This is a genomic window from Arthrobacter sp. FW306-04-A (genome assembly GCF_044358315.1).
Lineage (GTDB): Bacteria > Actinomycetota > Actinomycetes > Actinomycetales > Micrococcaceae > Arthrobacter.
In genome coordinates this window covers 1,976,613-2,000,511 of record NZ_CP084559.1, presented here as the reverse complement: position 1 = coordinate 2,000,511, position 23,899 = coordinate 1,976,613, and the positions used below count along the sequence as shown (strand labels likewise).

General features: G+C 62.8%; 22 protein-coding genes and 1 pseudogene. 12 read left to right on the top strand and 11 right to left on the bottom strand.

All coding sequences use genetic code 11. The features are described from left to right. Positions 1 to 15: 15 nt before the first annotated feature. The 4 genes from LFT43_RS09155 to LFT43_RS09140 all read right to left on the bottom strand — a co-directional run bounded on the left by LFT43_RS09155 (position 16) and on the right by LFT43_RS09140 (position 2,650). Complete coding sequence (locus LFT43_RS09155; protein WP_395802481.1) at positions 16 to 882, bottom strand: universal stress protein; 867 nt, start codon at positions 880 to 882, stop codon at positions 16 to 18. A gap of 290 nt (positions 883 to 1,172) precedes the next feature. Then, positions 1,173 to 1,496 (bottom strand): DUF3040 domain-containing protein, encoded by a 324-nt coding sequence (locus LFT43_RS09150; protein ID WP_395802479.1) that lies wholly within the window; start codon positions 1,494 to 1,496, stop codon positions 1,173 to 1,175. A gap of 272 nt (positions 1,497 to 1,768) precedes the next feature. Next, positions 1,769 to 2,131, bottom strand: coding sequence for an SPW repeat protein (locus LFT43_RS09145; RefSeq protein WP_395802477.1), 363 nt, complete (start codon positions 2,129 to 2,131; stop codon positions 1,769 to 1,771). Then, complete coding sequence (locus tag LFT43_RS09140; protein ID WP_395802475.1) at positions 2,132 to 2,650, bottom strand: universal stress protein; 519 nt, start codon at positions 2,648 to 2,650, stop codon at positions 2,132 to 2,134. It abuts the gene before it with no gap. Positions 2,651 to 2,848: 198 nt separating this feature from the next. Between LFT43_RS09140 and LFT43_RS09135 the strand changes: the two genes are divergently transcribed. After that, a complete protein-coding gene (locus LFT43_RS09135) occupies positions 2,849 to 3,547 on the top strand; it encodes a response regulator (protein WP_395802473.1) in 699 nt (232 codons plus the stop codon). Positions 3,548 to 3,567: 20 nt separating this feature from the next. On the opposite strand, the gene LFT43_RS09130 is transcribed toward LFT43_RS09135, so the two are convergent. Next, positions 3,568 to 5,286, bottom strand: a complete 1,719-nt coding sequence (locus LFT43_RS09130; protein ID WP_395802471.1) for a GAF domain-containing protein — start codon at positions 5,284 to 5,286, stop codon at positions 3,568 to 3,570. 167 nt (positions 5,287 to 5,453) lie between these two features. Here LFT43_RS09130 and LFT43_RS09125 point away from each other — a divergent pair, with 167 nt between their 5' ends. The 3 genes from LFT43_RS09125 (at position 5,454) to LFT43_RS09115 (ending at position 7,578) form a co-directional block, all read left to right on the top strand. Beyond that, positions 5,454 to 5,924 (top strand): pyridoxamine 5'-phosphate oxidase family protein, encoded by a 471-nt coding sequence (locus LFT43_RS09125; protein WP_395802469.1) that lies wholly within the window; start codon positions 5,454 to 5,456, stop codon positions 5,922 to 5,924. Positions 5,925 to 5,988: 64 nt separating this feature from the next. After that, positions 5,989 to 6,453 (top strand): pyridoxamine 5'-phosphate oxidase family protein, encoded by a 465-nt coding sequence (locus LFT43_RS09120; protein WP_395802467.1) that lies wholly within the window; start codon positions 5,989 to 5,991, stop codon positions 6,451 to 6,453. A 57-nt stretch (positions 6,454 to 6,510) separates the two neighbouring features. After that, on the top strand, positions 6,511 to 7,578 hold the full coding sequence (locus LFT43_RS09115) for a zinc-dependent alcohol dehydrogenase family protein (protein ID WP_395802465.1): 1,068 nt from the start codon (positions 6,511 to 6,513) through the stop codon (positions 7,576 to 7,578). Between the two features lie 39 nt (positions 7,579 to 7,617). Here LFT43_RS09115 and LFT43_RS09110 read toward each other — a convergent pair whose 3' ends face one another. Next, positions 7,618 to 8,505: a universal stress protein gene (locus LFT43_RS09110; protein WP_395802463.1), complete on the bottom strand. Its 888-nt coding sequence runs from the start codon at positions 8,503 to 8,505 to the stop codon at positions 7,618 to 7,620. Positions 8,506 to 8,629: 124 nt separating this feature from the next. Here LFT43_RS09110 and LFT43_RS09105 point away from each other — a divergent pair, with 124 nt between their 5' ends. The 3 genes from LFT43_RS09105 (at position 8,630) to LFT43_RS09095 (ending at position 13,145) form a co-directional block, all read left to right on the top strand. Continuing rightward, the gene (locus LFT43_RS09105) at positions 8,630 to 9,850 is read left to right on the top strand and encodes an acetate/propionate family kinase (protein WP_395802461.1); all 1,221 of its coding nucleotides are present in this window, start codon (positions 8,630 to 8,632) and stop codon (positions 9,848 to 9,850) included. A gap of 127 nt (positions 9,851 to 9,977) precedes the next feature. Beyond that, entirely contained in the window at positions 9,978 to 12,386 is a 2,409-nt protein-coding gene (locus tag LFT43_RS09100; protein WP_395802459.1) for a phosphoketolase, read from the top strand. 267 nt (positions 12,387 to 12,653) lie between these two features. Beyond that, positions 12,654 to 13,145, top strand: a complete 492-nt coding sequence (locus LFT43_RS09095; protein WP_395802457.1) for a hypothetical protein — start codon at positions 12,654 to 12,656, stop codon at positions 13,143 to 13,145. On the opposite strand, the gene LFT43_RS09090 is transcribed toward LFT43_RS09095, so the two are convergent. Next, positions 13,128 to 13,379, bottom strand: coding sequence for an SHOCT domain-containing protein (locus tag LFT43_RS09090; protein WP_395802455.1), 252 nt, complete (start codon positions 13,377 to 13,379; stop codon positions 13,128 to 13,130). The two genes, LFT43_RS09095 and LFT43_RS09090, sit on opposite strands and share 18 nt — an antisense overlap. 207 nt (positions 13,380 to 13,586) lie before the next feature. On the opposite strand from LFT43_RS09090, the pseudogene LFT43_RS09085 reads away from it, so the two are divergent. Both LFT43_RS09085 and LFT43_RS09080 read left to right on the top strand, forming a co-directional pair. After that, a pseudogene (locus LFT43_RS09085) lies at positions 13,587 to 13,952 on the top strand (pyridoxamine 5'-phosphate oxidase family protein); the annotation flags it as partial. Positions 13,953 to 14,076: 124 nt separating this feature from the next. Next, positions 14,077 to 14,955, top strand: coding sequence for a universal stress protein (locus LFT43_RS09080; protein ID WP_395802453.1), 879 nt, complete (start codon positions 14,077 to 14,079; stop codon positions 14,953 to 14,955). Between the two features lie 12 nt (positions 14,956 to 14,967). Here LFT43_RS09080 and LFT43_RS09075 read toward each other — a convergent pair whose 3' ends face one another. Beyond that, positions 14,968 to 15,411: a pyridoxamine 5'-phosphate oxidase family protein gene (locus LFT43_RS09075; RefSeq protein WP_395802451.1), complete on the bottom strand. Its 444-nt coding sequence runs from the start codon at positions 15,409 to 15,411 to the stop codon at positions 14,968 to 14,970. A 329-nt stretch (positions 15,412 to 15,740) separates the two neighbouring features. On the opposite strand from LFT43_RS09075, the gene LFT43_RS09070 reads away from it, so the two are divergent. Then, complete coding sequence (locus tag LFT43_RS09070; RefSeq protein ID WP_395802449.1) at positions 15,741 to 16,448, top strand: cytochrome b N-terminal domain-containing protein; 708 nt, start codon at positions 15,741 to 15,743, stop codon at positions 16,446 to 16,448. Further along, the gene (locus tag LFT43_RS09065) at positions 16,445 to 17,407 is read left to right on the top strand and encodes a hypothetical protein (protein ID WP_395802447.1); all 963 of its coding nucleotides are present in this window, start codon (positions 16,445 to 16,447) and stop codon (positions 17,405 to 17,407) included. The genes LFT43_RS09070 and LFT43_RS09065 overlap by 4 nt, the downstream gene beginning before the upstream one ends. A gap of 228 nt (positions 17,408 to 17,635) precedes the next feature. Here the strand turns inward: LFT43_RS09065 and LFT43_RS09060 are convergent, their stop codons facing one another. The 3 genes from LFT43_RS09060 to LFT43_RS09050 form a co-directional block, all read right to left on the bottom strand. After that, a complete protein-coding gene (locus LFT43_RS09060) occupies positions 17,636 to 19,198 on the bottom strand; it encodes a DUF4236 domain-containing protein (protein WP_395802445.1) in 1,563 nt (520 codons plus the stop codon). Positions 19,199 to 19,721: 523 nt separating this feature from the next. Continuing rightward, complete coding sequence (locus tag LFT43_RS09055; RefSeq protein ID WP_395802443.1) at positions 19,722 to 20,120, bottom strand: hypothetical protein; 399 nt, start codon at positions 20,118 to 20,120, stop codon at positions 19,722 to 19,724. A 770-nt stretch (positions 20,121 to 20,890) separates the two neighbouring features. Further along, positions 20,891 to 21,121, bottom strand: a complete 231-nt coding sequence (locus LFT43_RS09050; RefSeq protein ID WP_395802441.1) for a type II toxin-antitoxin system death-on-curing family toxin — start codon at positions 21,119 to 21,121, stop codon at positions 20,891 to 20,893. A gap of 671 nt (positions 21,122 to 21,792) precedes the next feature. Here LFT43_RS09050 and LFT43_RS09045 point away from each other — a divergent pair. Continuing rightward, complete coding sequence (locus LFT43_RS09045) at positions 21,793 to 22,941, top strand: hypothetical protein (protein ID WP_395802439.1); 1,149 nt, start codon at positions 21,793 to 21,795, stop codon at positions 22,939 to 22,941. Positions 22,942 to 23,899 lie beyond the last annotated feature (958 nt).

Genomic DNA, 23,899 nt, shown 5'->3' with positions numbered 1-23,899 from the left:
CCGCGGACAGAACTCCTATTCGGTGTTCTTGACCCGGCGTACGCGGGTAATGATGGTAGGACAGGACAACTGAGAAAGAACGGCGTGGGCAGTTGAGCCCAATAGGAGGCGTTTGAAACTTCCGCGCCCTCGACTGCCGAGCACCAGCAACTGCGAATTCGACGCAGCTTCAACCAGAGCTGCCGCCGGATCCTTGTCAGTCTCCAGGAGTTGATGAACCACAAGGTCAGGATAATCTTCTGCCAAACCGGCCACGGTTTCCGAAAGTGTGACCCGTTCTTCTTCCAGCATTTGCTCGGCCAAGTCGCCCTCCGACCGCGCGAATTGCACCCAGGGGCGAAGCGCGCGGAAGGCGTGCAGCACCGTGAGCTCCTGCCCTTCACGGTCTGCTTCCGCGGCCGCGAATGCCACCGCTTGCGTCGACTCCTCCGAACCATCCACCCCGACGAGAACCCCTTGGCGGTTGTTCACCCCGTCCTCTCCGACAACGGCCACCGGGCACAGCGCTACTGCAGCGATCTGCAGCGCCCGGTCGGTGAGCCGACCTCCGAGCCTGAGACGCGTTCCGGAACCGATAACCACGAGTGACGCCTTCTTGGACCGCTTGCGGAGGGCATACCCAGCGCTGCCCGAGATCAATAGTGTTCGAACATCAACGCTAGGTTCCACTCCGGCTGCGTGGGCTTTTGCCTTGCCCAAGAGCTCTGTTGCCGCCTTCTTGGCCATCTCGTTGTAAGCAAGGGATTCCGACATCCACCGGTCATCCACCGCATGCACGAGGTCTACGGGCAACTTCACTGCCGCGGCCCGGTGCATCGCCCAGGCCACAGCGGCCTCGTTCGCCCCGGAATCGTTAACACCGACAACTATTGGTGCTTTCATGGCATGTCCGATCTTCCGTGAGATTATCTCCGGCCAGTTCCCGGCCGTTGCACGTTCAGTTTCCGTCCGCTCGCCCTCGGCTGTTAGGGCCGGAAGTCCTGCGGGCTAATTCGAGACCGGTGCTGGCTTGCGTGGCTCCTCAGGCGGAATTCAAAGCGGCGACGGCGCACCACGAGCTTAGTGGGCGATCTGGCCACATGCCGGTCGCACACGGCCGCAAAGCCGACACCCAACAGCAGGCGCCGCCTACCTGATGCGCGGCCTCGGTGACGTCAGGCCGGCCCTGCCAGCTACCCCATCTCCGCGGGCCCCATGGACGGGGAAGAGCTCGGACGTCGACGGATCCACAGGGAACTGAACCGCTTCGTTGCCAGGTACGCCCCGGCACCCATGATGGTGAATCCGATGATTCCCAAACCCGGAGCGCGGGCCGCAACACCAGTCAGCAGCGCGAGGCATCCAACGACGGCGGCGAAGATCCCGGAAGCCAAGTAACTCCCCGCGGTCGCCCCGGGCATCGATCTGAACTTTGACGCGAATTTAGGGTCATCGCGCTCCAGTTCCCGGGCGATCTGTTCCAGTGTTTTCTTTTCGTGTTCGGAGAGAGCCATCATCGGCCTCCTATGCCGGCGGGGGGTGCTAATTGCTTTTTTGTTAGTGCGGGTTATCGAGCGGGACTGCTTCGAAGTATCGATTCTCAATACCTTTGCTCCTGCGGCCAGGTCTGCGCCCCGCGTTCCTCCTGCTTCGTAGCCGCTGAGGATCAGGGCGTTTTCCCAGGAACCGTAGGCGGTCCTGGTGATTACCGTTCATGCCGGTCTCCTGGAAGCTGGACGGATTCCGGGCATCCGGCGATTGCTGGACGCCCGGTCCGGCAGTTGCAAGGCTACGGGGCCGGCATCGCGTGGTGGTGCCGGTATTCCTCGGTGCTGGGCTTGATCGCCAAGGCCGTGACAACCAGGGCGGCGGCACCTGGAATCCAGGCGCTCCAGGCGGCGCCCGTCATGGAGGCGAAGCCTCCAAGCCACGGCGCAAGGAGGAGGACGACGGCGAAAACGGCTTGCGTCCATTCGGCAGCCGGCATCCCGGGCATTGCCAGATTGACTACTCCGGCGGCGACCAGCAGGGCGCCCAGGGTGACCATGAAGGCTGCGGACGATCCGCCTTGACTTGTCCACAGCACTGAGAGAGCGGCATAGGCACCTGCGGCGATAACCGTCCAGTCCTGCCAACGGGTCCACTTCTTCATCTAGATCGTGCTCCTTTGATGGGTTGATTCTTTCTGGATGGCCGCCCCGGCAGTACCGGGACGGGGCTCGGAATGCTCGTTTGCGTCAGGCTCGTGGACAACGAGGACGGGGCAATGCGCGTGGGCGACGCAGGCCGCACTGACCGAACCAAGCAACAAGCCGCTGAAGCCGCCGTGTCCGCGGCGTCCGACGACCAACAAAGAGGCGAATCTGCTGGCGTCGATGAGCGACTGCCGGGCGGCGCCGAGGACGAGCCTGGTCCGGACGTTCTTCGGCGGTTCCGGGCCGAACGCCTTCGTCACGGCTTCATGAAGGATTTCGGATGCTTGGTGACTGAATCCGTCCCTCCCTATCATTTCGTAGGCCTCATGTCCCGCCGGGAAGTCCCAGCAGGCCCAGGCTTCGAGCTTCGCTCCCAGCGCCGAGGCGAGGCGGTGGGCTTGGCGCAGGGCCTCAATGGAGGCATCGGAGCCGTCAACACCGACGATTATCCTTTCCTGCCGGGTACCTCTGGCCATGGTCCTTCCTTTCCGGTTCCTGCTGTATCTCTAAGAATGGGCAGTAATAGCGCCGTCAAACAGGGCCGAAAGTCATGGCATCAGCCCGGGTACTTTGGCCCTTGTTTGCCGTTGGCGGGCAGTGAACAATGACATAGCCGGGGAAACCATGAGTCGCCGGCGCTACCGCGGCCATAGTGCTGCCGGACAGGAGGGAACATGGATCGCCCAGTACCACCCCACAGCGGCAACGGGCTTACCGGCGAGGGTCCAATCCGTGTCTATATCCTTGATGACCATGAGCTCGTCCGACGCGGACTTCAGGAACTTCTGGAAAGCGAGGGCTTCGAGGTGGCCGGTGTGTCCGGTTCCGCGGAAGAAGCCACGCGGCGCATTCCCGCTTTACGTCCGGACGTATCGGTACTGGACGCCCGGCTGCCGGACGGCACCGGGATCGAAGTTTGCAGGGATGTTCGCGCGATCGATCCCTCGCTGAATTGCCTGATTCTGACCAGTTACGATGACGAACAGGCGCTGCGCGGCGCGGTTCTTGCCGGTGCCGCTGGGTATGTCTTGAAGGAAATAGGCGGCACGGATCTTTTGGGTGCACTGCGCCGAGCGGCCCGCGGCGAATCATTGTTTGACGCCGGGGTGAAGGCGAAGATCATTCAGGGACTCACAGAGCCGCAGAGGGTGGACCCCAGGGTCGCCTCGCTGACACCCCAGGAGCGACGGGTCTTGGAGCTGGTCGGCCAGGGCCTGACCAATCGCCAGATCGGTGAGCAGATGCTGCTGGCCGAGAAAACCGTGAAGAACTACGTGTCCTCGATGTTGGCCAAGTTGGGATTCGAACGGCGTACCCAGGCAGCCGTCTACATTGCCCACGGAGCAGAGACGGACACGGGACCGGTTCGCTGACGAACCGGCGGACACGAACCTCAGCGGACGGGAACCGACCACACCAGCGTGGTCCCTTTCGTCGCGGCGCTGGTCACCTCAAAAGAACCGCCAAGCTCCAGGGCCCGTTGTTCCATGTTCCCCAAGCCATTCCCGCGAACGGGATCGCTGAAGCCCTTCCCATCGTCACTAATGACCAGGGAAAGCCTGCCATCTTCCACCGACACTGAAACGCGGATGGCCCGGGCTTCGGAGTGGCGGACCGCGTTGCTGAGACCCTCGGAGATGACCGCCAGCGTGCTGGCGACGGTCCCGTCGTCGAGCACTGAATCGACCGCACCCGTGAGCGTCAGATGCGGGGCGAAGGTTAGGGACCTGGTGGCATTGCGGACAGCCTGCAGTATCCGGCTGCTGAGCAGATCCTGTTCCCCGGAACTGGCCCGCAACGAGTAGATGGTGTTTCGGAGGTCCCTGATGGTCTCATCCAGTTCCGCCGTGACGGCATCGATTCTGGCCAACGCCGGTTCGCCTGAAGTAAACCGCCGCAGGCTCTGGATGCTGAGCCCCGCAGCGAAAAGCCGTTGGATGACGACGTCGTGCAGGTCCCGGGCAATGCGATCCCGGTCCGAGAAAACCATCAACTGTTCACGGAGCCGGTGAATCCGGTCAAGCTCCAGGCCCAAGGCCACGTGTGAGCCAAAGACGGCGCCCATCTCCATATCCGTCTTCGCGAATGGCCCCGTTCCATGGGCTCGAACCAGAAACAGAAGTCCGTGATGGGCGCCCTGGGCGCTGAGATCGATCGCCAGGAGCTTTCCGATGGACAAGCCGTCAGCCGGTCCGAGGATGTCTGCGGCCTCGTCCATGCAGGCGGGCATCCCGGTCGCGGCGACTGCCCTGATGACGGCGGAATCCATGGCCAGGATGCTCCCCGCGAATTTCGCCCCGTCCGTTCCCGCGGCGCCCGCGACCCCGTACGAACCCACGCCCCCGTCCGGAACCAGGATCAGGGCCAGCTGGGATCCCGATTCCCGGAGCGCCTTGTCGGCAATCAAGTCAAGCCCGACATTTTCCGGCTCCGCCGTCCGGTCGTCGCCGAGCATCCTGCCGGTCACATCCATGCATGCCTCAAGCCAGGACGCGCGGCGGCGGGCGTCCTCATAAAGGCGGGCGTTCTCGATGGCCACGCCGGCAGCAGCAGCCAACGCCACGGCGAGATCCTCGTCTTCCGGAGTGAAATCGCCGCCGCCCTCTTTTTCCGTCAAGTACAGATTGCCGAAGACGACGTCACGGACCCGCACCGGGACGCCAAGAAAAGACTTCATCGGGGGATGGTTTTCAGGGAATCCGTAGGACTTCGGATGCTGGCGCAAATCATGAAGGCGCAGAGGCGCCGGTTCGCTGATCAGCAGACCGAGGACACCGTGTCCGGTCGGCAGCGGGCCTATGCGGCGTGCAAGGTCTTTGTCGATGCCGACCGTGACGAAGTGACTCAGCGACTTGTTTTCACCGATGACACCCAACGCGCCGTAGCGGGCGTGCAGCAGCCGGCAGGCGGAATTGACGACCCTGTCCAGAACAGCTTCCAGGCTCAGGTCTTCGGCGACCGCGACAACCGCTTCCAGGAGTCCCCGCATCTGTTCTTGGGCATCCAGGAGTTCTCCGGCCCTGTCCAGAAAGTTCCTGAGCAGGTCTTCGATTCGGGTCCCGGTGACGTGAAGGCGATCAGCGCGCTCAGGTTCTGGAATGGAGCCGTTCATCTACTGCCTTTCGAGCGGTACCGCCCACACAGGGCAGGTAACCCGTGTCATGGCAGGTGGCGTATCCGATGCCAGACTACCCCTGAGTTCGGTGTTCCTCCAGACGCCTGCGAGGCGGGGGTCTTTGTGCCCTGTTCCCCCATGACGCCCCGGCGTAGCTTCGCAGCATGACGAATAAACCATCCACACCAGAGCCGGAGGTCCTGGCACCTCCACAATGCTGGGAGTTCTTGCGCGGCGTATCGGTGGGACGCCTCGCCGTCTGGGTGGAAGACCACCCCGACATCTTTCCGATCAACTACAAAGTCGACCATGGCACTCTCGTCTTCCGCACCGGTGAAGGAACCAAACTCCATTCGGCTTTGGGTGAAACACCGGTGGCGTTGGAGGCGGACGGCGTCAATCCGGACACCGGGGTGGCTTGGAGCGTGGTGGTGAAGGGGCAGGCTGTCGCGATTAAGCTCACCCAGGAGGTGCTCGATACAGTCGGGCTGCTTCTTTTCCCGTGGCAAGCGGGGCGCAAGGACCACTTCATCCGGATCGTCCCGACGTCGATCACCGGGCGCCGCTTCACCGTCACCCCTCCCCTGACATGGTGGAGTCCCCTGGACGACGCCACCCGCGCCGGCCTTGAATGATCGGGACACCCCACGGGTCTAAAGCCCCTAACGACGGCGGACAGCCACCGGTAGCGTCAGTGGCATGAACCCCCAATCAGCCGACCCGATCGAAAGACTCACCCCTGACGAATGCCTTGAACTGCTTAGCCAAACCACCGTGGGCAGGCTGGCCGTGATTGTCGAGAACCATCCGGACATCTTCCCCGTGAACTACGTCGTGGACCACGGCTCCATCATCTTCCGGACAGGCATCGGCACGAAATTCCGGAGTACAATGCGCAACTCCTGCGCGCTCGAAATCGATGGCTTCGATGCGGGCTCCGGGAAGGCCTGGAGCGTCGTCGTCCGTGGCACGGCCCACCTCATGGTCGACCGGCAGGAGAAAGCGGCGGCAGACGCCCTCCACCTGGATCCCTGGCAGCCGGGCAGCAAGAGCCATTACCTGCGTCTGACCTTGGATGCCGTCACGGGCCGACGTTTCACGGCCACCCGGCCTGACATTTGGAACACTCCCGTGTGGGATGCCCGATCCGAGCTGTTCCACTGACCTTGCTGCCGGCGCGTGACGCCGACAGTAACTGCTTGCCCTTTTGATTGGACCACTATGAAAGCACTCGTCTATGGCGGACCGGGAAAAATGTCGTGGACTGACGTTCCGGATCCTCACATCATCAACCCCACCGACGCCATCGTCCGCATCGATACCACCACGATCTGTGGAACGGATCTTCACATCCTCAAGGGCGACGTGCCGGCCGTCCAGGAGGGGAGGGTTCTCGGGCACGAAGGTGTCGGAACGGTCACCGAAGTGGGTTCCTCGGTCACCGGTCTCAGGACCGGAGACCGAGTCCTCATCTCCTGCATCAAGTCCTGCGGACATTGCGGCAACTGTAAGAAGGGCCTTTACTCGCACTGCTCCGGTGAGGAGGGCCAAGCCGGAACCGGTTGGATATTCGGCCACCTCATTGACGGCACCCAAGCCGAGTACGTACGCGTGCCCTACGCCGATAACTCGCTCTACAAATTGCCCCACGGGGTCACCGACGACCAAGCCGTCATGCTCTCCGACATTCTGCCGACGGCCTTCGAAATCGGAGTCCAGGCCGGACGCATCAAGCCAGGTGACGTCGTTGCAATCGTCGGAGCCGGTCCTATCGGCCTGGCCGCGATAGCCACATCAGGCCTTCACGGCGCTGCCACCATCATCGCCATCGACCCCGACGAAGGGCGCCTGGCCCGGGCCCGGGAATTCGGCGCAACAGGGGTCGTGAACCCTGAGAACCCGGGGTGGATCAGCGACGTCATGTCCTACACCGACGGCGCCGGAGTGGATGTCGCCATCGAGGCTGTCGGAATCCCGGACACTTTCGACATGGCCTTGCGGCTCGTGCGCCCCGGCGGGAATGTGGCCAACATCGGCGTGCATGGAAAATCGGTTGAACTGCGCCTCCAGGACCTCTGGATCCGTAACCTCAACATCAGCATGGGCTTGGTCAACACCAACACGACCCCGATGCTGCTCCGGCTGGTGACCCAGCACAAGATTCCCGCCGAGAAATTCGCGACCCACCACTTCACGCTGGGTCAGATCATCGATGCCTACGACACCTTCTCAAGGGCAGCGGAAACACACGCCCTGAAGGTCATCCTCAGCCGGGAATCCCGCACCTAAGCAAACGCCGGCCCGCCCCGCCGTGCCCGGGAGCTGGAGTCACCTTCCCGGCTCCGGCGCATCCGGTGGGGCAGGATTCAATGCGGGACGGGTTATCAGCGTGGGGCACTGGACATTGAGCAGCACCTGCTGGGCCACCGAACCGACAAGCACACGAGCCCCACCTTTTCCTTTGCAGCCTATGACCAGAAGCCGCGCATGGGCACTGGCGTCAAGGAGGGCTTTGGCTGGCGCGCGCTGGAGGTCGAGGACGTCGTGCACCTCAAGGCCCGGGTAGCGCGTGGCCAGACCCTCGACCGATGCGGACAGCAACATATGCCCATCAGGCTCAGGTCCCGCAGACTCAGCCCAGTGGACCGGGCTTCCAGAGGGAGCAGGACCGGCTTCGGTAACGGCATGGACGACAAAGAGTTCCTGTCCCATTCGCTGCGCCTCATTGGCGGCGCACTCGACGGCGAGGTCGGAATCACGGGAGCCATCGACTCCAACCACCACGCCGGACGCCTCCGTCATGGCGGCGGAAGGGACCACCGCAACGGCGCAATAGCTGATGATAGCGATCTGAAAGCTGACCGATCCGAATCCTTCGCCGTGGTTGTCGGGGCGCCGGTCGGTTCCCACCACCACCATTTCCGCGTCAGCTGAAAGCGTGCGCATGCTTTCCGCGGGTTCTCCCGCGCACAGGGTCGTGACCAGGTTCAGGGAGGGAATCTTCGAGGCGATCCGAGCCGACTCACTATTCAACAGGTCCTTGGCCTGCGCGATAGCGTTCTCGTGGAGGACCTTCTCCGGGAAGGCCCACGGTTCGGGAACCGCATGGACCAAATTGAGCTGGAGACCAAGATCGCGGGCGCGTCCTGCCGCCCAGTCCGCGGCAGTGCTACCCACCGCGGCCCCATCGACACCAACAAGAATCTGTTCCTTCACTAACCCACGTGCCTTCCAGGAAGCTGCAGCCATCTCTCTTCAGTCTCATCAGTCTTCCGCGCGACCCGCTAGGGCCGGAAGGCCCTCCCTGACGGCGGGTGCGTAGGATTATGGTCCTCACAGGGTGTCACGTCTTGTGGTCCCCGCGGCCGTGTGGTCTTCACGAAAGGGCATCGGCGTGCTGATCCTCGTATTGAATCCGGGTTCTTCATCCTTGAAGTACCAGGTGCGGCGCCTTGGAGCACCCGGGACGAAGCCGGGCATCCTGCTGAATCGAGCCGTTGACGTACCGCAAGAGGGGCCGCCAACTCCTGGTCTCCTTGGTGCTGCGTTCGACGTGATTGACGCGGCAGTCCGAAAGGTCTCCAGTGGAGCACGCCTTGAGGCCATCGGTCACCGGGTGGTGCATGGCGGTGAACGCTTCACTTCTCCCATCCGAGTCACTCCGGACGTCATGGAGGCCATCGAGGAACTTGGCGAGTTGGCGCCCCTTCATAATGCGGCCAGCGTGGCGTGTATGCGAGCCGGGGCCGCCCGCTGGCCTGACACGCCCCAGATAGCCGTCTTTGACACGGCCTTCCACCACACGATGCCTGAATTTGCAGCCCGCTACGCCGTTCCCGAGGACCTCTACAAGAGATACAGGATCCGGCGCTACGGTTTCCACGGGATCTCCGTCGAGATCGCGTGCCGGGACACCGCTGCTTTCCTCGGCGTTCCGCAATCTTCCCTGAACGCCGTTGTAGCTCACCTTGGAAATGGTGCCTCCGTGACCGCCGTCAAGAACGGCCGCAGCGCCGACACATCGATGGGCATGACTCCCCTGGAAGGGCTGGTGATGGGCACCCGCTCCGGCGATCTTGATCCGCCTGTTGTCACGCTGTTGCAACGCCGCGGCCTCACCCTGGATGAGGTGGACCGGCTCCTCAACCATGAGGCCGGTCTGCTGGGCCTGACCGGATCAGCCGACATGCGCAAGGTCCAAGATGCCGCGCAACAGGGGAATCCGCAGGCTATCCTTGCCTCCGACATGGCGGCCTACCGGCTGGCCAAGTACATCGCTGCCTACAACATGGTTGTCGGTGGGGCCGTGGCCTTGGTCTTTACAGGAGGTATCGGTGAGCACTCCATTCAGTTCAGGGCGCGGGTGATGTCCTTGCTCGGGCCCCTTGGCGTCGACGTCGACGACGGCAGGAACCGCGCCGGGGACTCCGGCATCCGCATCATCAGCAGCGACGGATCAAGGTTTCCTGTCCTGGTGGTCCCCAGTGACGAGGAACGGGCAATCGCGGAGGCGACTGCCGCCGTCGTTCTTTCGAATGGTCCAGCGAGTCGGAGCCTCTAGGGCCCTATGGCCCTAACCGCCCCGCCGGGTCTATGGCACCGTGAAGACCAGCACTGTGAAGACCATATAGCCAAGGCACCAGAATCGCGTGCATTCGGCGCGCCGTCGACCTGGAAGAGGCAACCCTATGGAAACAGCAACGGATGTCCCCGAAGCTGCCGGCGAGGATTTTGAGCTTCTGGACCGGTATTGGTCCGCGGCAAACTACCTCACCGTGGCCCAGATCTACCTTCAGGAAAACCCGCTGCTGAGAGAGCCGCTGCTGCCACGCCACATCAAGCCTCGGCTCTTAGGACATTGGGGAACCAGCCCGGGTTTGTCGTTGGTCTACGCCCACTTGAACCGGCTGATCCGGCGCACCTCAGCGGATGTCCTGTTCGTTGCGGGTCCGGGCCATGGTGGGCCGGCCGTCGTCGCCAATGTCTACCTTGAGGGCACCTACTCGGAGATCTATCCGAAGGTCGGGATGGATGTCCCCGGACTTCTGCGCCTGGTCCGGCAGTTTTCCACGCCGGGCGGGATCTCGAGCCACGTCGGCCCCGCCACTCCCGGGTCAATCCACGAAGGAGGCGAGCTTGGGTACTCCCTGATGCACGCGACGGGCGCCGCCATGGACAACCCCGGGCTGATTGTCGCCTGCGTCATCGGCGACGGCGAAGCCGAGACCGGGCCGTTGGAAGGATCCTGGAAAGCTCCGTCCTTCCTCAACCCCGCCCGGGATGGTGCCGTGCTGCCGATCCTGCATCTGAACGGGCACAAGATCTCCGGCCCCACCGTCCTTGGCGGCAGATCCGATGAGGACGTTGAGGCGCTGCTCAGGGCCCACGGCTGGGATCCAGTGACCGTCTCCGGTGACGATCCACGGCTTGTCCATCGTGAGCTGGCTGGCGCCATGGACGCCGCGTATGCGAGCATCCGCGAACTGCAATCGCTGGCGCTCACCCATGGGGTCCACGGCCCGGCGCGGTGGCCTGCCATCATCTTGCGAACACCCAAAGGGTGGACCGGGCCGGCCATGGTCGACGGGCTCCCCGTCGAAGGAACCTTTCGTTCCCACCAAGTGCCCCTGGCAAACGTTCGCGACAATCCCGAGCACCTGGGCCAGCTGGAGGCCTGGATGCGCTCCTACCGGCCGGAGACCCTCTTCGACAGCACAGGCCGGCTTCTCCCCGAACTGGCCGCACTTGCCCCGGAAGGCAGTCTTCGCATGAGCGCCGCACGCGCGAGCCGGGGAGGAGCCAGCACTGCCCTGGAAATCCCCGACCTGGACCAGTACGCTGTGCCGCCAGCGCCCCGAGGATCGATCATCCACGAGACCACCAAGCCCCTCGGTGAGCTGCTCAGGGATATCTACACCGCAACGGCCACCAATCCCCGGTTCCGGCTCTTTTGCCCGGACGAAACCAACAGCAACCGGCTCGGCGCAGTCTTCCAGGCCACTGATCGCTGCCTTCTGGAACCTGCCAGGGATGGTGAACATTCCCTGGCTGAAGACCACGTCTCAGCGGCCGGCAGGGTCATGGAAGTCCTTTCCGAGCATCTGTGCCAGGGCTGGCTGGAGGGTTACCTGCTCACGGGCCGCCATGGACTCTTTGCCAGCTATGAAGCCTTCGCGATGGTCAGCGCGTCGATGACCATACAACACGCCAAATGGCTCCAGCACGCACGGGAACTTGAATGGCGCGCACCTGTACCGAGCCTGAACATCCTTCTGACCTCCACCTGCTGGCGCAACGACCACAATGGATTCAGCCACCAAGGGCCCGGACTGATCGACACTGTTCTATCCCTCTCAGGAACCGTGACCCGCGTCTACCTGCCTCCGGACGCCAACACCCTCCTCGTCACCGCCGAACACATCCTACGCAGCAAGGACTACGTGAACCTGGTGGTCGTGGACAAACAGCCCCACCCGCAGTACCTGACGCTTGAGGAAGCACGGCGGCACGCCGCCGCGGGAGCGTCCGTCTGGTCCTGGGCCGGCAACGAGGAATCTGCCGGCACCGGTGCCAGGCCCGACGTCGTCATGGCCTGTGCAGGGGACATTCCCACTGAGGAGACACTAGCCGCAGCCTGGCTGCTGCAGCAGCATCTGCCTGAACTCGTGGTCCGCGTTGTCAACGTCATTGATGTCATGGTCCTGCCGCCCCGCGACACCCACCCCCACGGGCTGTCCGATGAGAAGTTCGAAGAATTGTTCACGGCCGACGGAGAAGTCATCATGGCCTGGCACGGGTATGCCCGTGCCCTGCACCAGCTCCTCCACGGAAGGCCCCGCCCGGAACGGTTCCACGTCCGCGGCTACAATGAACATGGGACCACCACCACCCCCTTTGACATGGTGGTTTTGAACAGAATGAGCCGCTACCACCTGGCCCTCGAAGCACTGCGACGCGTGCGCCGGCAGGTCCCGGGCGCGGATGAACTCGTCGATTTCTGCCTCAGACAGCTGGATGCGCACACGCGCTACATCCGGGAGCACTTCGAAGACCTCCCGGAAATCCGGGATTGGGTCTGGACACCGTGCCTCCCCTGAGGCCGCGTGAAAGGAACTTACCCTCAGGGAGTGCGGGCATTTGACCCGGCAGTCAGCCCTCAACCATCCGTACGTTGACGGGACACATGCCCGAGTCGAATCCGGATTGTCGAGCACTGAGGTCATGGCCCGCACGGAAGCAGGACTGGCCAACAGAGTTTCCGGTAACCCAAGCAGAACCCTGTGGCAGATCCTCCGGGCAAACCTTCTGACTCTCTTCAACGCCATTGTGGGTTGGAGCTTCGTCCTGCTGCTCCTGCTGGGCCAATGGAAGGATGCACTCTTCGGACTAGTTGCCGTGGGCATATCCTCATTGGTGTCGTTCAGGAGTACCGGGCCAAGAGATCACTGGATCGGCTCGCGATTCTCAACGCCTCGCTTGCTGCAGCCGTCTTTGCCGTCAACGTCTACGCCATGGCTGTCGGCGGCCACACAAGCAACGCCACCCGAACCGCCTCCGTCCTCACGCTCTCACTCACTGGCCTGTGGATACTGGCAGCGATCTCGCGCCCGCTGAACCTGCGACGCGTAAGCATCATCGGAGCAATGTACATCAGCCTTGCTTTTGTGCTGACCATGCCTTTCCTCCAGGACTTCTTCGGCCTGGAATGGCCGCCGAACGATCTTCTCCTTGCGGCCCTTGGCAGCGCGCTCGGCGGAATCCTCGCTATCGAAGTCCTGGCTCGGCTCCGCAACCGGCGACACACAAGGAACTGGCCCCGGACTCCGCAGGAAGCCTTTTCACGGCTGGCGCCTTAAAGCAGCGCGGCGCGCGTTGAACTCCGTTTCGTCAATCTCGCCCCGGGCGAAGCGCTCATTGAGGATGCGCTCGGAATCATCATTCGGTGAACCGTAGAATCCGCGTCCTCCAGGGTGGTTGCCGCGCATCAGCAGGATTGCCACCGTGATCAGGCCTCCCCAGAACAGCAACATCATCAGCCCCATGGCGATCCAGCCGCCGATGCCGATGCTCCCACCCCATCCATACATCATGACCATTTCCCTTCAGCCTGGATTACCTGCCTGCGTCCAGTGTCGCTCGTTTCCGGCCCCTCCCACAGGGCATTTAGTCACACCGCCGGGCCTTTCGGCCCTACAGCCGAGGCGGGCCGCTCAATAGGCTTCAGGGAGTCGGTTGGCCCTCAGGCTCCGTGGCTCGAATTCTGCTCCACTGACCAGATCTAAACAACAGGAGTGAACATGTCCCTCCCCAGCATGGACGCAGGCCGCGTTGACGGCGGACTGCACGTCTCGACAGAACTCAGCCAAAAACAATGCTGGGACCTCCTAGGCTCAAACACCACCGGCCGCTTCGGCTTCGTTGAACAAGGCAGGGTCATGATCCTGCCCGTGAATTATCTGGTCGATGGCCAATCCATCTACTTCCGCACAGCCGGGGATGGATCCATCGCGGAGGCAGTTCCATCCCTTGAGTCGTCCTTCCAAATCGACGACTCACGCGCCGACCGAAGCGAAGGTTGGTGCGTGCTGGTCAGCGGTCCGTCCTCCCGTGTAGAGGACCAGGATCTGGTGACCCGTCTTTGGGGAAAGGTCATGGCGGAGCCCTGGGCCGGCGGAGCACGGAATCTCTTTATCCGGATCCAGCCGCATAGGGTCACCGGACGCCACGTGCATCTGGAATACGCCCGGAGCCATTCCACGTTCAAGCACCCTCACAGGCAAGGAGACCATGGACACCGCGGAAGAAATCATCGTCGGATACGACGGATCTGCCGAAGCCGTCCCCGCTGTCCATTGGGCTGCCCGTCAAGCGGTTCAGCGCAACTGCGGACTGCACCTGGTTCACAGCACCCTGTGGCCGGCAATCACGAACGACCTCGGTCACGTGCCGGGCATCGAAGGCAGCGGGCTACGGCGCGCGGCCGAGGGAATCCTGACAGAGGGCATCGAACGAGTCCACGATGAAGCTCCAGGACTGACGGTTAAAACGACGCTGTTCTATGGGTGGCCCGCCGAACACCTCCGGAGGCTCTCTTCCGGGGCCGCGTTGCTGGTCGTCGGAACCAGGGGCGTAGGGGGGTTCATGGGGCTGATGATCGGCTCCGTCAGCCTGGAACTCGCGGCAACAGCCCATTGCCCGGTCGCTGTCATCCGTGGCGGCGAACACCCCGGCGGGCCAGTTGTAGTCGGCGTCGACTTCGGCGATTGGGAACTCCCGCTTCGGCATTCCTGCGACCTGGCGGCCTTGGCCGGGGCGCCCCTTCGAGTGGTGCACGTCGAGAAGAAGCACTGGATTCCACGCCGTATCCCTGGCGCGGCGACTTCGACTCAAGACCATGTAGAACCCCGTATCCAGGCGCTTCTCGACTCCGCGGCGCTGATCGCCCACGAAACAATTCCGGACCTCGATGTCCAAAAGAGATCGCCGATTGGAACTTCCATCCCTGGGTCTCTTTTGGCGGAGGCTCAAGATGCGTCCATCATCGTCGTCGGGACCAAAGGACGCGGACTCGTTCGGGGCACTATCGGTTCAACCGCCCACGCTGTCCTTCATCACGCCACCTGCCCGGTCCTGCTGGTGCGTCGGCCAAGCGCGGATCTCTTGTGAAGCCGATGTTGTTCAGTACAAGTCGCTAGGGGTCAGCTCGACGTCTTCCCGCCCTCGGTGAATCCGCCTCCCCGTGACGGATGTTGGGACGATCTCGACAAAAACGCTTTTCTTGATGGAAGTCAGTTGTTGGCGTGGAATCCTCTCCGCCGCCTCAATTTCGGCCCCGGAGTCCAGTTGCCGCGCCTTGCCTTTCACCACGACGCTCCACACGGACTGGCTACCCACCCCATCGGTCTCCAACGCAACATTATCGTTGATCGTGAGCGCGAATAGCTTCTCCCCGGGATTTGTACGGAGGAGAATCTTTCCGTCGTGGGCAACAAAATTGATGGGATAGATCTCGGGTTCGTTGGCGATGCTCAGTGCCAGCCGCCCCAACGTCGCACCCAAAAGGATATTCCAGCATTCTTCCTCATTCAGGACTTCTACGGGGTCCACGGTATTCGGTGACATGGTCGGTCCTTTCAGTGGTCGGCGCCCCAAGCCATTCCAGCATGCCTTCGACCGTCATCATCCAATAGGGCCGTTGGACCCGTGTCTGTTGGCCAGAAACCTTGTAGCGTCGTTTCTAAGGAAGGCTCCGCACCCAAGGTTCGCCTTTCATGTAAAGAGGCCGTGATGCTCGGAATAAAACAGGCCGATGCCGGAATGCCGGATCCCGGAATATATTTCCAGTGGGGTGACTTCCTCATACAATTCGGCAATCTGGCGGTCATTGCCACGATGGTCGTGTTGTTCATTCTCGCTTTGGTTCTTCCGTTCCCAGGCCGCAGGAGCCGGAAATGACCGTTGACCATGGGCCTATTTCAACTGCTGACGGCGGCGAGCCACGCTTTTCCACCTGGACAGGAAAAGCCCGGGGGTGGGCCCTGCGCCGGCTCCCGCCGGACAAGCTGCTTCCCGAAGGCCAACCGAGCTACGTATCGTCCTGGATCTACGTTTTCGGCATGGGCGCTGTTGCCGCCCTCGTCTACATCATTGGATCCGGCATCGTACTGGCACTGAACGGTCCCACCTGGTTCCATGTCTCCAGTCTTGGCCGTTTCATCAACAGCACCCATTTGTGGAGCGTTGAACTGTTCTTCATGTTCATGGTGATCCACCTCTGGGGCAAGTTCTGGATGGCCGCCTGGCGGGGCGGGCGCTTGCTGACCTGGATCACCGGGATGGTCGCGTTCGTCGTCTCGATCGTGACTGCCTTCACCGGATACCTGCTTCAAACAAATTTCGACTCGCAATGGATTGCCTTCCAGGCCAAAGACGCCCTCAACGCCGTCGGTGTGGGGGCATGGTTCAACGTCGCCGATCTGGGCCAGATACTCATGTGGCACATCACGCTCCTCCCGCTCGCCGTCGCCGTCGTCGTCGCCCTCCATGTTGTTCTCGTGCGGATGCACGGCGTAGTGCCCCCGTTGGAGGCTGCGGCATCTGACGCCCAGTTGCGCTCAGCAGCACCAAATCCGGCCGCAGACGGCGAGGACATGAAATGACAATAGCCCCAGTGTCAACCTCGTGGCGCGCACGGAATGACATCGCCAGCAGGCCATGGTCCGGCACGACGCGCGAATACGACCTGTTCAAGGAACTTGCTGTTGGACTGGTCGTCGTCGGGCTGCTCGTCCTCGGGCTCTCGGCAGTTTTCAGTTCGCCGGACGACCCCAGTGTGACCATCAAATCCTGGGCCGTGGCCCAGCCCGCGGACTTCGTGGCAACAGCCACGGCGGAACTCGGCGGTACCAGCCACACCGCAGGGTATGGCCCACCCTACAATTCGACGCCCGATGCCACCCAAAAGCTCGGACCGATCGACCTGCAGAGTCTTTCCGGCGTGCGACTCCCGATCGACGCCGCCAACGAGTTCGTCATCGGCCCACTCCAAACCCTACCGACACCGCCCGCGGCCATCGACGAATGGTCGAAGGCCAGCGACGCGCAACACGCCGCCTGGACGGCCGCCTACACCGACGCACTCAGCAAAGCCCCGGACAACGACCCGGCGAAGGTACCGCCTGCTGAGTACGGACCAGTGCCAGCCCTGACCCGAGCCCTTCTGGCGATGGCGCAACAAGGCACACTTGATCCGGTGTTGAGCGCAAAAGGTTCGTTCTACAACACCGACTACAAAGCCAGCATTTTGTTCCTCGGCGACGGGACCTACTTCCCTGGCCTCGCCGACTCCCAGCATCTGACTGGCGACCAGTGGGGAATGATGAATGAAACCGGCAACTACCCCGGCCAGTCATGGCTGTGGTTCTTCTCCGCCCTCTACCAAGTGGAACCGTTCAAATCATCCCCAAACGCCGATGTCCTCGTCGTGTTTTCCATGGTGATGCTGACACTCCTCCTGACCTTGGTGCCGTTCATACCCGGGCTCCGGTCGCTGCCACGCGGTATACCTGTTCACCGGCTGATCTGGAGGGACTACTACAAGCACCGCTCAGCGAGTTGAGGTAGACATCGCTGGTGTACGCCCCCGACGCCGCCACAACCCTCAAGCCGGAGTCCGGCGGGTAGTCTCGACAGATAGGCGCATGACCATCGATCTCTTGTCCAAGGTCTTGGCACCGAACCTTGGCATCGGTGCCAAGACGCTGCGCAAGTGTTCCCAAAAATCAGCCCTTCAGACCTTCTCCCCCAACGGCCACTTCTGTGTGATCGGATCTGTCCGGAATGTCTCCTATGTGGAGTACGTGGGCGGGACGTCATATCCCGTGGCCCATGGGAGGAGCTTTGGGGCGGGGTGCGGCCCTTCCGATAGCCAGCCGTTGCTTATCTCTGTGGCCTTGGCAGCGTGGAGAACGAGCTGGGCAGCGAGGGCTGAGCCGGTGATTTTTGCGTAAGCGAGGGCGGTTTCGCCGATAGTTTCGCTGTGTTCGAGAAGCGGCAACAGGTGTGCAGAGGTGACGCTGCTGAGCTCACCGACGCGTTCGCCGTCGAGCCGGACTTCGACAAATGGACGCTCGGTACCGTTCTTTAGGGTGTGGATCGCCTTGTGGAGACTGACGAGCAGGAGGCCGGCCCCTTCCGGTGGCACGTGGTTGAAAAGGATGTCGAAATGGTTCTCTTCCTTGAGGACTTGAATCGCCGATCCCCATGGGACAAGAGTGGTTTCGCCCGCCGGGGCCTCGTTCAGCGGCACGATCAGCTCCGGCTCCGGCAGGGCGATGGTGACCCGGGCTTGGAGCCGATCGCCGCCGTCGTACGCCCAGATGCGGGCCGTCGTAGCCGCAATGTACCCGCTGGCAATAATTCTCCTGACAGGTTGCGCGTAGCGGATCGCGTCTTCACGACTGAGATAGCCAAGGACCTGATTCCGCCAACGAACGCTGATGGCATTCACGTCGTACGGGTTGTCCGGCTCGGCCACGAGTTCGACCTGGACGCCTTCAGCTTCACTGTCGCGTCGTACAGCGACCGGCGCCTTACTGGCGCGCAGCGCGGCTTTGATCGCCTTGCTGTACGCGTGCTCTCCCACGACTTCGACGTTCGGCCATTCCGAACGGCCGAGCGAGACCCTGTACAGCCCCTGGCTTGAGGAAGCGGGCCGGGTGACCGCCGAAATTGACGCCTGCCCCTCAGAAGCAGCCGGTTGTGGCGCGGCATGATTCACCGGCGCCCCGCTCCGGGCATCAGGAACCTCGATTCCTTGCACGGCGCCGGCCGGGCTCGCCGACCAGGTCGCGTCCTCCCACACCTGCCGGGCACGGCGGCGCCTCCGCAGCAGGAACATCAGCCCGACGATCCCCGCGGCCAGCAGGAACCCTGCGGGCGAGGATACCGTCACAATCAGCACCAGCATCCCGAACAAAGTCCACTGCGCATACGTCCCGGCCTTCTCCAGCCCCGGAACGCCGCGGCCGCCGGCGGTCAGCTTAGCCGGACTCTGACCGACATGCTCCAGGACCCGTGTGGCCTGTCCCAAGGTCAGGTGCATCAGGCTCGGGCGCTTGCCCGTTGCCCGTGCCACGGCCGCGCGAACGAAGTCGCGCTGGAACTTCGATGCCGGGGCCGTCTCATCGGCAGTGAGGAGTTCCCGCCATGTCCCGTCACTGATGATCTGATGCACGACCTTGCGGCGGGCCGGTTGAGGCGCCCGGGCGGCGGCCTTTCGTGTCGAGCGGCGGTTCGAGCTGGAGGTCACATAGGAGACGCCCGTTCCGGGGATCCTCACGGTGCTCGTCGTCCGGCCTGTCGCGGACTTCGTCACCCGGAACGGGCCGGCCCCAAAGCTCGTACTCACCCCACGCTTCGACGCCGTGATCCTCACAGGCCCGAAACTCTTCGACTTGCGGTAACGGAACCCCAACTCGCACCCCCCAGGATAGGCAATCGCGAGGAAGCAGTTGTCCCCGTAAGGGAGATTCTAAGCCTCAGGGATTCGCGAATGCGGAACTTTTCAAGCTGAATGAGACCAGTGGTCTCGATCACTCTTGGCCCGGTGTCGTCTCCGGGCAGATGGACGTATCCGTTGTGGCCGGTAGCCTCGAAGGTATAGGTTCCGTCGGGGTTATGGACGAAGCGATCCATTGATCCGGCCGTGTTCACGGCAGCGTTACCGCCCCCGATGGATTGATGTGCTTCCGCTCCTGCGCACGCAAACGAAATTCTAGGGACTTACCCGGCACGCTCAAGCTGGTCCGAGGTTCCATCAACGTCCCATAGACGACCCCCAGAAACTGATGTAACGGGGCACCCCTCCAGGTTCACGCTGCGGGCGAAATGACCTCTGGGGTGTGGCCGGGGAGAAGGCGGGGTGAGGTTCTTCAGCGGATCTTTACTTGGTCGCTGGTGTAAAAGTTCTGAGGGGATCCGACGAGGAACACGTTCACCGAGGCCTGCCCGGGAGTGAACGCAGGTCCACCGAAGTTGCTCTGCACGTCGACGGTCTCGCGGACATCGCCGCCTGTGCAGGTGACATAGTTGCCGCCGAATCCCTGGGTCGCCCCTTGATTGACAACGACATCGAGGAAGCCCGTGGCACCGACGGGACACCGGTAGGTGATGGGCATTGCCAGATGGGTGATCTGCTGGGTTGACGCCGCGGTGATGTCAGCCGTCTGGCCGATCTTGATGTAATAAGGATCTTCGGCCGCGGTTGCCCCCGCCATCGGGACGACGGCGAGGAGGCTGCCCAGGGCAAGGGCAGCAGAAAGACGCTTCATGGTGGAACTCCTTAGGCTTGAGTCGAAATGACATGGCCCCCAGCCGGAACAGGATATTCCTCGGCCTCCGGCGCAAACACGAGTAGCGCCTACTTGGCGAACCCCGCCTGGCACTCGAACCAGCACCCGCCAGAGGGGTTAATGAATCGGGCTCGTCGTTGGGGTACTTATGGGCTGGACACCGGTGATGACAGGCATGACGTACTCCATCGAGGCAAGGATCGACGCCGCCGAGGCGTTCCCGGGCGGGACCCTCACGGGTCGAGCCGTCCGGAATCGACGCGCCATTCTCCCAAATGACCGCACAGCGACAGAGCTGGCCATTTTCGCAACTCGCGCGATCCGCGGATCCCGGAAGTCACGGAGTCTCTCCATTTCATCGATGAGCGCGTTGACGTCTGGAGAGGCGGCGATCGCTGCTCCAGTCTGCTACCGGTCTGGTATGTGGACCGCGACGGCGTCGAACGAGCAAAACGCGTCCTGGAAAGATTCTCGCCCGCGGACCGCCTTGGCGGCTGCTGCTACTCGGAGGACCAGACCGAGCGCATCGCGTCATGCCTAGAAGGAACTTGAGACAACAGGACAGCTGAGCGCTGACGTCCAAAAGGACATTGCCTTGCAGGCATCGACCAACAGGGCGGAGGCCATGTCCAACCCTTAGTCACCGGACCACCGAGCAGGGGCGGCCCCAACGCGGGCCTGAAGACATTTGGACGCGGGCCTTCGCCGGATGGCCTTGCACGCGTCACCGGCGCACAGCCCCAGCGGCTCTAGCAGCCCAAGTCGCGGCTGATCCACAGCAGCAGGACCATGAGCGTCCGGGCGGTGCGCTTGTTGCCGTCAATGAGCGGACGAAACCTGGCCACGGACTCGAGGAGTGCCGCCGCGTTCGTGGTTACCTGGGGATAGGCTTCCGTGCCCGAGGCCGTCGTTGCGGGCCGCGCCAAGGCGGAGGCGAGTAATCCGACGTCGCGGGAGGGGCCGGTACAAGTAGTGGCCACTCTATTTAGAAAACCTGTTGATTGTTTACTGTGGCAACGATTGTGGAAACAGCAGTCCCGAGGCCGCTCGGAAAAATTGGGGAATCTGACATGAAACTTGACACCGATCCTGCTCGGCGAAGGGAAGTTGCGCTAAAGGCCGCCGAGCGAGCATGCGCCGCGATGGAAGTCGGCGAGGGTGGTTTCGGGAATCAAGACTCCGCCGTGATTAGGCCGTGTTCCAGTCACTTCAAGGTCGTTCCAGCGCAGCTCGGGATGACCGACCCGCAGGAACATACGGAGGGGCGGGGCCGGCATTCTAGGGATCAGCGCTGTCAGCGGTTTGCGCCAGTACCGTGGCTGTCCCAGCCCATGAGCACCGAGGCCAAAGCGCAAGGATCTCCCAAGGATTTACCAAAGATCCGCCAATCGGACGCCCAAGCGGGGCAGCGTATGGAAGCATCATCTTTTGGGGCCTCCCACGGCCACCTTCAGCTGGGCTCGCACGCAGCCCGGCCTCGTCTTTCGCCGGCGTGGGGAGTGAACGTGCGGACGAAGAGGCTGGCAGGACCTGTGAAGTCTGGCCTGATGCCGGCGTCGGCGGTCCAGCTCGGCTTTGCCGCCCCGTCCCGGGCAGCCGGGCGGAGCAAGGTGGAGATCCGGTCTTTCTGTCGTTGGATGCGGGGGTAGCGATGTTCGTTCCGAGCTCCGTGGATCATTTCCGCGAGGACGATCTGCCGGCCCAGATTCGTGCGCTGCGGATGCCGCGCTGGGCCGGTGCGGCGTTGGGCGCGGGCCTCGTGATGATCGCGGTGGCAGCAGTGGCTGGCTCGATCCTCGTCAACGAGAGTGACAGCACGATCATCCCGTTTTGGGTCGAGGCGCTCATCATGGCGGGAGCAGTAATTTCGGCGATCTCGGGTGCCGCCCTGCTCTGGCATGCCGGGGAGTGGGTCACGCTCACCCGGGACGAGGCGATCGTGACCAGGGCATTCGTCGTCAAGCTCCGGGTCCAACGCACGCAGCTTGAAGACTTCCACGCCTACCTACACCAGTACCCCGCTCGCGGGGGAGTTCAGTACCGCATGGTGCCGACCTTCACGACCAAGGACCCGTACGACCGGTTCCGGGACCTGCCGCTGCCATTCCTGTCCTACTGGAACCCGGTCGGAGGCACGGAAGCTTCCCTGCCGCCGCGCGCCGCCTACATTGAGGCCTGGACCCGCGCCGGCAGCAGCCCGTACTCGAGAGCCATCCCCTCCGGCGCCGTACCCTTCACGCTCTCGATACACCGGCAGGCCGTGCGGACAGGTCTGCAGCGCCGCGCGCGCCTGTGGGCAATCCTCCTCCCCGTCGTCTCGATCGGGCTCGGTCTAAGCCTCGGCTTCGGACTCGGACCTGTCGCCAAAGCCCTAGGCCATAGCCGCAGTTTCGACGCCCAAACGAACCGCACCGGCATCCGCGACCTCGACGACGCACTCACTCCCGACGTCACCGCCTTCCAGTGGCGTGCGAAGGTGTATCCGACGACCGGCACGAGAGATTTCACCTTCTTCCCGACCGTGCGGTCCCTGCCGTCAGCGCCGTACACGGTCCGATACTTCATCCGTGACCCCGCGCAGCACGGCACGGATCTCAGTGTCCCGGAACAGAAGTACGGCCGAATCGTCTCGCAAGGGACAATATCCGTAAAGAACCCCGCGATCGAGTTCAGGCTCGACCACGACGACAGCACATTCACCTTCGAGGTCTACGTCACCGACGACCACGGGCACACAACGCTCAACTCCGAGCTCTACAGGAACCTCGCCGCGCTTCCGGCACCCACACCCACGTCCTGAGAGGAACAGCTCGCGAGGTCGAACCGTCCTTCATTCGGAGTGCCGGGCGTAAAGGGCCGAGGGTTTCAGCTCGCTGGTTTCCTTTCAGGGAGCGGATGCGGGTTGCCGGGGAGACGAGATCACGCTGGCGCAGCGGCCGTTGCCAAGCCGGGCATAGCGGCGCTGGTGCCGCCAGGCCGCTTCGATCAGGAGTCCGCGGGCGTACGCGTTCCCGGCCTTGGTGATCGGCCCTGGTGCCCGGACTGGCCGCAGGAGTTCTCACTGGGTACCAGGGAAACCCTGGAGAAAACCGTAGGACGTCCGTGGAAAACCGGCTATCGGGCAGAGCGATTTTCTCTCGAGTCGATAGCTGAAGCCTCGGTAAAGAATCGCCATGACTGCATGCCTGTCGCTGTCTGGCGCCTGGACCATCGCGCGCGGCCCGACTCGACCTGAGTACTGATCCGTTCGGTTACAGTGCATGCGATACGCTCAAGTCCGCAAAAGCCAAGGAACAGGCTCGACGCCGTCACCGTCTCCGTGTTCAGAGAGCCGGATTCCTCGAGCACCTGCCAGGTAGCCAAGAACCGTGACGTCACCCTCACGCTGATGGCCCCGCTCGGGACCAGAAGAGTTATCGACGCCGCCGGTGGTGAGGCGATCGCGACGGCCAAACCAACACCCTGACTGGGAACAGGCCCCAGCCAGCGAGCTCTCAAGCGATCCATCGATTGCCGTGTTGAGCGCGGCTCCAACGGTTTTGGAACCACTCCCGGAAACCTGGCCAGGGCATTGGACCGGGCCGAGTTCCTCAGCGCCGCCCAGCCCGATGACCTGTCATTCCGTTGGGTCGACAGGATCCGAGGCGAACTCGTTATTACCGTGGTCTCCGCCGCCGGCCGCGAACGGGTCCTCACGGCGCCGCACGGCAAAGCATTTGCGACTCTTCTATTTCTGTCAAGGCCCCCTTGATCGAGCG